Consider the following 8,480-nt stretch of genomic DNA (forward strand, 5'->3'; position numbering starts at 1 on the left):
CACCAATAGCAGGCAGATTTCATACTATTGCGAATATGTGCGCGAATGTTTTTCTATTTTCTCTTTAGATGATTTAAACCCGCGCAATAGGGAATCAGTCGTTCGAAATGCGCCGCAAGGCCCGACGCGGCTACTCGAACAGATTGTCATGGCCCGTGGTTTTCTGCCCGCCGGTTTTTGGGGGCCGACAAAAATGGCGGAATTGAAGCCAGACGAAAAGATAACGCGCGATGCGCAAAAGGGGGTGCGCCGTGGATATGTCTGAACCAACGCATGACAGCGTGATTCGCGGTTTCGCCTTTTGCGAGGCGGCGCCGACGCTGAACGCGTTTTTCGATGACCACTACTACCCCCATGTCGCGGCCACGACGCGTGGGCATCGGCACACGCTTTTGACCTATGACAAGCATCTGCGCGACACGCTCGGCCCTTTGGGTTGGGGCGAGCTGACGCCGCTTTCAGTCAATGCATGGCTGCGGCGACAGGTGCAGGCGGGGCTGAAGAACACCACGATCAACAAGCATATCTTCCTCGTGAACCGCCTGTTTCGCACCGTCCGCGACTGGGGCGCGCTGCCCGAAGGGGCGAATGCGCCGCCCTACCTGCGCAAGCTGCCCACGGGGGATTACCGCCAGCGCTTCCTCTCGCAGGCCGAGATCGGGCGGTTGCTGCACGAATGTGACCGGATCAACCACCCCTATTTGTCGCTGTTCATCCGCTTCTTGCTGCTGACGGGTGCCCGCAAAAGCGAAGCGCGCACGGCCCGCTGGTGCGATATGGATCTGGTGGCGGGGCATTGGCGGGTGCCGATCTCGAAAAACGGGCGCTCGCGCCGGATCATGCTGAGTGCCGCCGCGATCACCGTGCTGGAGGCCACAAGGGCGCGTACCCGCGAATTGGGCCAGCCCGTCGGGCCAGAGCACTACATCTTCATCAACCCGCGCACCGGCACCTGTTACAACGGGTTCCACATCGCCTATTTCAAAGCCCGGGATGCGGCGGGCCTTTCCGAAGTGCGCATCCACGATCTGCGCCACACCTATGCCAGCTTGCTGATCAACAATGGCGTCAGCCTTTACGAGGTGCAGGAATTGCTCGGCCATTCCTCATCCGCGATGACGCAGCGCTACGCACATCTGCAGCCCAACCAGCTGCGCAGCCGGACCGAGATCGTCAGCCGGATTGTCGATGCAGGCTTGCGATTCTGAGGATGAAACCGAGGGAGGAAATGGTGAGCCCGACAGGATTCGAACCTGTGACCAATTGATTAAAAGTCAACTGCTCTACCAACTGAGCTACGGGCCCACTCAGAGGCGCGTACCTAAGGTCGGGCCAAAGACTCGTCAAGCCAAAAACCGGGGTGGGGGATTTCCATGTTTGCGCGTCAAGCGTATATGGCGCGGATGGTAGATGCGATGCCCCTTTCCGGCCTGCCCTTTCTCAAGATGCATGGGCTTGGCAACGACTTCGTCGTGATCGACGCGCGTGCCGGGCTGGCCCCTGTCGGCGCGGCGCTGGCGCGCGCGGTGGCTGATCGTCACCGGGGCGTGGGATTTGACCAGTTGGCGGTGATCGAAGATGACGCCGAGGCCGACCTGCGGCTGACCTTTTGGAACGCGGACGGCTCGCTTTCGGCGGCCTGCGGCAACGCCACGCGCTGCATCGCGCGGCACGAGATGGACCAGCGCAGTGTCGCAGCGCTGACGCTCAGAACCGAGCGGGGGGTGTTGCACGCCGTCGATGCGGGCGATGGCCTGACCGCGGTTAATATGGGCCATCCGATGACCGATTGGGCCGACATCCCGCTGGCAGAGGCGATGGACACGCTGCATCTGCCTATACCGGGCGATCCCGTCGCCACCGGCATGGGCAACCCGCATTGCAGCTTTTTCATCGAAGAGGCCGAAGCAGTGGACCTTGTCAGTGAAGGTGCGCGGATCGAGCATCACCCGCTCTTCCCCGCGCGCACCAATGTGCAATTCGCCCATTTGGTCGGGCCTGATCACCTGCGCATGCGGGTCTGGGAACGGGGCGCGGGTGTGACGCTGGCCTCTGGTTCCTCTTCCTGCGCGGTGGCGGTGGCCGCAGCACGGCGCGGGCTGACGGGGCGCAAGGTTCGGATCACGCTCGATGGCGGCGATATCTGGATCGATTGGCGCGATGACGGTGTCTGGATGACCGGGCCCACGGCCACGGTGTTTTCCGGCGTTCTGACGCCCGAATGGCTGGCATCGGTTCGATGAGTGCCAAGCCGCCTGTCTTTCACACATTGGGTTGCCGCCTGAACGCCTATGAGACCGAGGCGATGCGCGAGATGACGGCGGGCGCGGGGCTGTCGGGTCTGGTGATCGTCAACACCTGCGCCGTGACGGCCGAGGCGGTGCGCAAGGCGCGGCAGGATATCCGCCGCCTGCGCCGACAGCACCCCGACGCCACGCTGGTCGTCACCGGCTGCGCCGCCCAGACCGAGCCCGAAACCTTTGCCGCCATGCCCGAGGTCGACCGGGTGATCGGCAACACCGAAAAGATGCAGGCCGGAACATGGGCCGCGATGGCCGCCGATTTTGTGGGGCAGACCGAGCGGGTGCAGGTCGATGACATCATGTCGGTCACGGAAACGGCGGGCCATTTGATCGATGGGTTTGGCACCCGCGCGCGCGCCTATGTGCAGGTCCAGAACGGCTGTGATCACCGCTGCACTTTCTGCATCATCCCCTTTGGTCGTGGCAATTCGCGCAGCGTGCCTGCAGGCGTCGTCGTCGATCAGATCAAGCGGCTGGTGGATCGCGGCTACAACGAGGTGGTCTTGACCGGCGTCGATCTGACAAGCTGGGGGGCCGATCTGCCCGGCACGCCGCGCCTTGGCGATCTGGTGATGCGGATCTTGCGGCTGGTGCCCGATCTTGCGCGCCTGCGGATCAGTTCGATCGATTCCATCGAGGCCGACGAGAACCTGATGCAGGCCATCGCGACCGAGCCGCGCCTGATGCCGCATCTGCACCTTTCGCTCCAACATGGCGACGATCTGATCCTAAAGCGGATGAAGCGCCGCCATCTGCGCGATGATGCGATCCGGTTTTGCGAAGATGCGCGGCGGCTTCGCCCCGACATGGTCTTTGGCGCCGACATCATCGCGGGCTTTCCGACCGAGGCAGAGGTCGCGTTCGAAAATTCGCTGAAGCTTGTGGTGGAGTGCGGGCTGACATGGCTGCATGTCTTCCCCTATTCGCCCCGCCCCGGCACCCCCGCCGCCCGCATGCCGCAAGTGGCGGGTGCTGCGATCAAGGCGCGCGCCGCGCGGCTGCGCGATGCTGGGGCCGCGCGGGTGGCTGCCCATCTGGCGGCACAAACGGGCAAGACCCATCGCATCTTGATGGAAAACCCCCGCATGGGCCGGACCGAACAATTCACCGAAGTTGATTTCCGCGCCGATCAGCCCGAAGGGGCGATCATCACCGCGCGCATCACGGGGCATGCGGGCGCGCGCCTTACCGCCTGAGCAAAGGGAAAACCCATGCATCCAAACCCGGCTTTCCGCACCGAGGCTGCCGCGCTGAACCTCGCTTTCGCGCGCACGCGCGGTTTCGGCACGCTGTGCGTGAACGGCGATCAGGGGCCGATGCTGTCGCATGTGCCGTTCTGGCTGAACGCAGATGCCACGGGGGGCGAATTGCATCTGGTCCGCTCCAACCCCATCGCGCGGGCGGTGACAGGGCCGACGCCTGCGGTCATCGCTGTGATGGGGCCCGATGGCTATATCTCGCCCGATTGGTATGGCGACCCGGCGCAGGTGCCTACATGGAATTACGTCGCGGTGCATCTGCGCGGGCATCTGGAACCCGCCGATCCCGACACCATGCGCCGCCATCTCGATCGGGTTTCCGCCGATTTCGAGGATCGCTTGGCCCCCAAGAAACCTTGGACCGTCGACAAGATGCCGGAGGAGGCGTTGTTGCGGATGATGCGCGGTATCTTGCCGTTCCGCTTCACGCTTGAGACGGTCGAAGGGACATGGAAGCTGAACCAGAACAAGACGGAACCCGCGCGTCTGGGCGCGGCGCAAGCGGTGCGCACCTCACCCATCGGGCATGAGGTCGACACGCTGGCGCGCCTGATGCGTGATGGCCCGCCCGCGATGGACAGCGACACGCCCTTCCCCTATCTCTAGGCCAACATTCAGCCGCAAGGGAGGTTGCGCCTTGGCCCTACCACTCGCCCCGATTGCCGGTGCCCTTCTGCGCTATGGCGCGGTCGCGGCCATTGCCTATGCCGCCGCGAACCGTGCGCGGCCAAGGCGTCTTGACCCTGAGACCGAGGCCGCAATGGACCAGATGCCCGAAGGCGCGGCCATCGGCCATGCGCCGGGCCAGTTGAACGCGACGGGCCGTTGGCGGCGTCAACTTCGCCTTGGGCCGCACGGACCCGGCATGGAAATCGATCTTTCCGCCATTGGGCGGTTTCGCATCAGGAAAACAGCATGACGATGGAACTTTTGGGCTCGCCCGCTTCACCCTTCGTGCGCAAGGTCTGCGTGATGATGGCCGAGGCGGGGATCACCGATATCCCCTTTGCACAGGTCGCGGCCTCGCCCTTGGGGGGTGAGGATCGGCTGAACGCCGCCAACCCCTTGGGCAAGATCCCTGCTTTGACACGCCCCGAGGCGCCGACGCTTTACGACAGTCGCGTGATCACCCGCTATCTGGATGCGACATACGAGGCCGGGCTCTATCCCGCGGCGCGGCTATGGGATGTACTTACCATCGAGGCGACCGCCGATGGTATCATGGATGCCGCCGTGAACCTGACCTATGAAAAGCGGTTCCGCCCCACCGAGATCCAGTTCGCCCCGTGGATGGACGGCCAATGGGCCAAGATCGCCCGCGCGCTGGATACGCTGGAGGGGCAGTGGCTTTCCCATCTGAACGGCCCACTGGATATGGGCCAGATCGCGGTCGGATCGGCATTGGGCTATCTCGACTTCCGCCATGATGATCGCGGCTGGCGCAATGGGCGCGATCAGCTTGCCGCGTGGTATGCCGGTTTCGCCGCCCGCCCCGCGATGGTCGCGACCGCCCCGGCATGAGGATCACCGAGGCCCGGACAAAGGCCGCGCGCGCGGCCTGCTTCGCGGTGCGCCGCGCGGTCTTCATCGCCGAGCAGAACATCCCCGAGGTCGAGGAATGGGACGCGCTTGACGAAAGCTGCACCCATTTCTTGGCCGAGGACGACAGCGGCCCCTTGGGCTGCGCCCGGCTGATCGCGATGGGCAACACCGCCAAGATCGGCCGCGTCGCGGTAATGGCGCAGGCGCGCGGCGCGGGGCTTGGCCGGGCGATCATGTTGCATGTGATGGCGGCGGCACGCGCGGCGGGGTTTGCCCAAGCCATGCTCGAAGCGCAGCTTTACGTCATTCCCTTTTACGAAGCCTTGGGTTTCGTCGCCGAGGGGCCGGAATATGACGACGGTTCGGGGATTTTGCACCGGGTCATGCGCCGCGCACTTTGAAACCGCGCACCCGGCCTGCGGGCGGTCGCCCCAAAGTGATATCGCTGAGGTTGTGGAACGCGGCCCAATGGCGGGAAAATGCTGGCAAAGCTGCGACATTTCGGCGTAGATGCGCGCGTTTGTCCGCTGGACGCCTATAACCTTAGCCCATAGACAGCGTGCCAGCCGGGCGCGAGGTAGAATCCTCACGCCCTTTCGGGGTTTGAAGGTCCGGCAACCCACGGACCGAAAGCAAGGGGAGACGCGAAACCGTGTCACACGCCGAAGACCAAAGCGGTGATCGCCGCGATTTTCTGTACTACGCAACGGCCGGTGTCGGTGCCGTCACCGTCGGTGCCGCTGTTTGGCCGCTGGTCAACCAGATGAACCCGTCGGCGGATGTGCAAGCCGCCAGCCAGATGCGCGTTGATGTCGCCGGCGTGTCGGAAGGCACGCAGCTGACGGTTCTGTTCCTCGGCAAGCCGGTGTTCATTCGCCGCCGCACCGCCGATGAGATCGAAGCAGCGCGCGCCGTCGACCTGTCCGATCTGGTCGATCAAGATGCCCGCAACCCCAATCTTGGCCCGATCGACGCCTCGGATGAAAACCGGTCCATGCCGGATTATTCGGGCGAGAACACCGGCGAATGGCTGGTTCAGATCGGCGTCTGCACCCATCTGGGCTGCGTGCCCATCGGTGATGGCGCTGGCGACTTCGGCGGGTGGTTCTGCCCCTGCCACGGCTCGCATTACGACAGTGCCGGTCGCATCCGTCGCGGACCTGCCCCTGAAAACCTTCCCATCCCTGTTGCATCGTTCGTGGATGACTCCACGATCCTGCTCGGCTGAACGAGGGAGACTGAAAACATGTCTGGAATTCCCCACGACCATTACGAGCCGAAGAGCAACGCCGAAAAGTGGTTGCATCGGCGCTTGCCCATCGTGTCGTTGATGTATGACACGCTGATGATCCCGACCCCCAAGAACCTCAACTGGATGTGGATCTGGGGCATCGTGCTGGTGTTCTGCCTTGTGATGCAGATCATCACCGGCATCATCTTGGTGATGCACTACACACCGCATGTCGACATGGCCTTCGCCTCGGTCGAGCATATCATGCGCAATGTGAACGGGGGATGGGCGATCCGCTACATCCACCAAAACGGCGCCTCGCTGTTCTTCATCGCGGTGTACCTGCACATCTTCCGTGGCCTCTATTACGGCTCTTACAAGGCCCCGCGCGAGATCACGTGGATCATCGGCATGCTGATCTACCTGATGATGATGGGCACGGCCTTCATGGGCTATGTTCTGCCTTGGGGTCAGATGTCGTTCTGGGGCGCCACCGTGATCACCGGCCTCTTTGGCGCGATCCCCTTCGTGGGCGAAGCGATCCAGACCTGGCTCTTGGGTGGTCCGGCCGTCGATAACGCCACGCTGAACCGTTTCTTGTCGCTGCACTATCTCTTGCCCTTCGTGATCTTGGGCCTTGTGATCGTGCATGTCTGGGCCTTCCACACGACCGGCAACAACAACCCGACGGGTGTCGAAGTGCGCCGCACCTCGAAGAAGGACGCAGACGCCGACACGTTGCCCTTCTGGCCCTATTTCGTGATCAAGGATCTTTTTGCGCTGGCCGTGATCTTGGCCGCCTTCTTCGCGATCGTGGGCTTCATGCCGAACTTCCTCGGCCACCCCGACAACTACATCGAGGCAAACCCGCTGGTGACGCCCGCACATATCGTTCCAGAATGGTACTTCTTGCCCTTCTACGCGATCTTGCGCGCTTTCGACACCGAGGTCTGGCTGGTGATCTTGGTCGATTTCCTGACAGCGGGGATCGTCGACGCCAAGTTCTTCGGCGTGCTGGCGATGTTCGGTGCGATCATCGTGATGGCGCTGGCGCCTTGGCTTGACACCTCGTCGGTGCGCTCGGGTCGGTATCGTCCGATGTTCAAGTGGTGGTTCTGGATCTTTATCGTGAACTTCTTTGTTCTGATGTGGGCGGGCGCCATGCCGGCGGAAGGGATCTACCCCTATATCGCGCTGATCGGTTCGGCCTACTGGTTCGCCTATTTCCTCGTGATCCTGCCGCTTCTGGGCGTGATCGAAAAGCCGCTGGCAGCGCCCGCGACCATCGAGGAAGACTTCAACGCGCACTACGGCAAAACCGAAGGTCAAGGCGGCGCCGCCGCTTCGACCCCGGCCGAGTGAGAGAAAGGAAACTGAGTATGCTCAGGAAACTTGCAATCAGCACGGTCACGGCGGCAACGCTGGCCCTGTCGTCTGGGGTAGCGTTGGCTGCGGGCGGCGAACGCTACGTCGAAGACTACGCCTTCCCCCATGAGGGCCCTTTCGGCCGCTTTGACCAGACCCAGCTTCAGCGCGGTCTTCAGGTCTACACTCAAGTCTGCGCCGCCTGTCACGGGCTGCGCTATGTGCCGCTCCGCACGCTCTCGGACGAGGGCGGGCCGGGGCTGAGCGAAGAAGAGGTGCGCGCCTATATCGAGCAGAACTTCATCGAAGTGTATGATGCAGAGCTGCAGGATTGGCGCGCGGCCACGCCCAACGACCATTTCGCTGGCTCGTCCATGGAAAGCGCCCCCGATCTCAGCCTCATGACCAAAGCACGGGCCGGTTTCACCGGGCCCTATGGCCTTGCGCTGAATCCGCTGTTCAAGGGCATGGGTGGGTCGGAATACGTCGCATCGCTTCTGACCCATTACACCGGGTCCGAGAAGGAAGAGTTCGGCGCGATCCTTTACGGCAACGACACCTATGGCGGCTATTTCGCCATGTCGCCGCCGCTGTGGGATGGGGCCGTGGAATACGGCGACGGAACCGAAGCGACTGTCGAACAGATGGCGATCGACGTCGCTTCTTTCCTGACTTGGACAGCCGAGCCCAAGCTGATGGCACGCAAGCAGATGGGCTTTACCGCTGTTGTGATGCTGAGCTTGTTGGCGGTCTTGCTCTATCTGAGCAACAAGCGGCTTT

The 8,480-nt window shown here is 62.9% G+C and carries 11 protein-coding genes and 1 tRNA gene; 11 read left to right on the plus strand and 1 reads right to left on the minus strand.

Features of this window, described 5'->3' with window-relative positions; translation table 11 throughout:
- Window positions 1–265: hypothetical protein (locus tag ACTG4J_RS13325; protein WP_439140234.1), on the plus strand; the 265-nt coding region annotated here is incomplete at its 5' end.
- Window positions 258–1,208, plus strand: a complete 951-nt coding sequence (locus ACTG4J_RS13330) for a tyrosine-type recombinase/integrase (RefSeq protein ID WP_439140235.1) — start codon at window positions 258–260, stop codon at window positions 1,206–1,208. The genes ACTG4J_RS13325 and ACTG4J_RS13330, both read left to right, overlap by 8 nt.
- 21 nt (window positions 1,209–1,229) lie before the next feature.
- Here ACTG4J_RS13330 and ACTG4J_RS13335 read toward each other — a convergent pair.
- Window positions 1,230–1,305, minus strand: a tRNA-Lys gene (locus ACTG4J_RS13335).
- Window positions 1,306–1,394: 89 nt separating this feature from the next.
- On the opposite strand from ACTG4J_RS13335, the gene dapF reads away from it, so the two are divergent.
- The 9 genes from dapF to ACTG4J_RS13380 form a co-directional block, all read left to right on the plus strand.
- Entirely contained in the window at window positions 1,395–2,243 is an 849-nt protein-coding gene (gene dapF, locus ACTG4J_RS13340; RefSeq protein ID WP_439140236.1) for a diaminopimelate epimerase, read from the plus strand.
- Complete coding sequence (mtaB, locus tag ACTG4J_RS13345; RefSeq protein ID WP_439140237.1) at window positions 2,222–3,499, plus strand: tRNA (N(6)-L-threonylcarbamoyladenosine(37)-C(2))-methylthiotransferase MtaB; 1,278 nt, start codon at window positions 2,222–2,224, stop codon at window positions 3,497–3,499. Before dapF ends, mtaB begins: the two co-directional genes overlap by 22 nt.
- Window positions 3,500–3,514: 15 nt before the next feature.
- Complete coding sequence (locus tag ACTG4J_RS13350; protein ID WP_439140238.1) at window positions 3,515–4,168, plus strand: FMN-binding negative transcriptional regulator; 654 nt, start codon at window positions 3,515–3,517, stop codon at window positions 4,166–4,168.
- 31 nt (window positions 4,169–4,199) lie between these two features.
- The gene (locus tag ACTG4J_RS13355; protein ID WP_439140239.1) at window positions 4,200–4,481 is read left to right on the plus strand and encodes a hypothetical protein; all 282 of its coding nucleotides are present in this window, start codon (window positions 4,200–4,202) and stop codon (window positions 4,479–4,481) included.
- 2 nt (window positions 4,482–4,483) lie between these two features.
- Window positions 4,484–5,083, plus strand: a complete 600-nt coding sequence (locus tag ACTG4J_RS13360) for a glutathione S-transferase family protein (protein WP_439140244.1) — start codon at window positions 4,484–4,486, stop codon at window positions 5,081–5,083.
- Window positions 5,080–5,505: a GNAT family N-acetyltransferase gene (locus tag ACTG4J_RS13365; protein ID WP_439140240.1), complete on the plus strand. Its 426-nt coding sequence runs from the start codon at window positions 5,080–5,082 to the stop codon at window positions 5,503–5,505. Before ACTG4J_RS13360 ends, ACTG4J_RS13365 begins: the two co-directional genes overlap by 4 nt.
- Window positions 5,506–5,756: 251 nt before the next feature.
- Entirely contained in the window at window positions 5,757–6,332 is a 576-nt protein-coding gene (gene petA, locus ACTG4J_RS13370; protein ID WP_439140241.1) for a ubiquinol-cytochrome c reductase iron-sulfur subunit, read from the plus strand.
- A gap of 18 nt (window positions 6,333–6,350) precedes the next feature.
- Window positions 6,351–7,697 carry a cytochrome b gene (locus ACTG4J_RS13375; RefSeq protein ID WP_439140242.1) on the plus strand — a complete coding sequence of 449 codons (1,347 nt, stop codon included), beginning with the start codon at window positions 6,351–6,353 and terminating at the stop codon, window positions 7,695–7,697.
- Window positions 7,698–7,714: 17 nt separating this feature from the next.
- A partial coding sequence (locus ACTG4J_RS13380; RefSeq protein WP_439140243.1) for a cytochrome c1 occupies window positions 7,715–8,480 on the plus strand: 766 nt, incomplete at its 3' end.

The organism is Roseicyclus sp. (assembly GCF_965662675.1).
In the GTDB taxonomy this organism is placed as follows: Bacteria; Pseudomonadota; Alphaproteobacteria; order Rhodobacterales; family Rhodobacteraceae; genus Roseicyclus.

What these genes read in the sequence shown, in the direction of transcription:
- ACTG4J_RS13375 (WP_439140242.1), top strand. Translation starts at nt 6,351, where the DNA reads ATGTCTGGAATTCCCCACGACCATTACGAGCCGAAGAGCAACGCCGAA.
- ACTG4J_RS13350 (WP_439140238.1), top strand. Translation starts at nt 3,515, where the DNA reads ATGCATCCAAACCCGGCTTTCCGCACCGAGGCTGCCGCGCTGAACCTC.
- ACTG4J_RS13360 (WP_439140244.1), top strand. Translation starts at nt 4,484, where the DNA reads ATGGAACTTTTGGGCTCGCCCGCTTCACCCTTCGTGCGCAAGGTCTGC.
- ACTG4J_RS13365 (WP_439140240.1), top strand. Translation starts at nt 5,080, where the DNA reads ATGAGGATCACCGAGGCCCGGACAAAGGCCGCGCGCGCGGCCTGCTTC.
- mtaB (WP_439140237.1), top strand. Translation starts at nt 2,222, where the DNA reads ATGGCTGGCATCGGTTCGATGAGTGCCAAGCCGCCTGTCTTTCACACA.
- dapF (WP_439140236.1), top strand. Translation starts at nt 1,395, where the DNA reads ATGGCGCGGATGGTAGATGCGATGCCCCTTTCCGGCCTGCCCTTTCTC.
- ACTG4J_RS13330 (WP_439140235.1), top strand. Translation starts at nt 258, where the DNA reads ATGTCTGAACCAACGCATGACAGCGTGATTCGCGGTTTCGCCTTTTGC.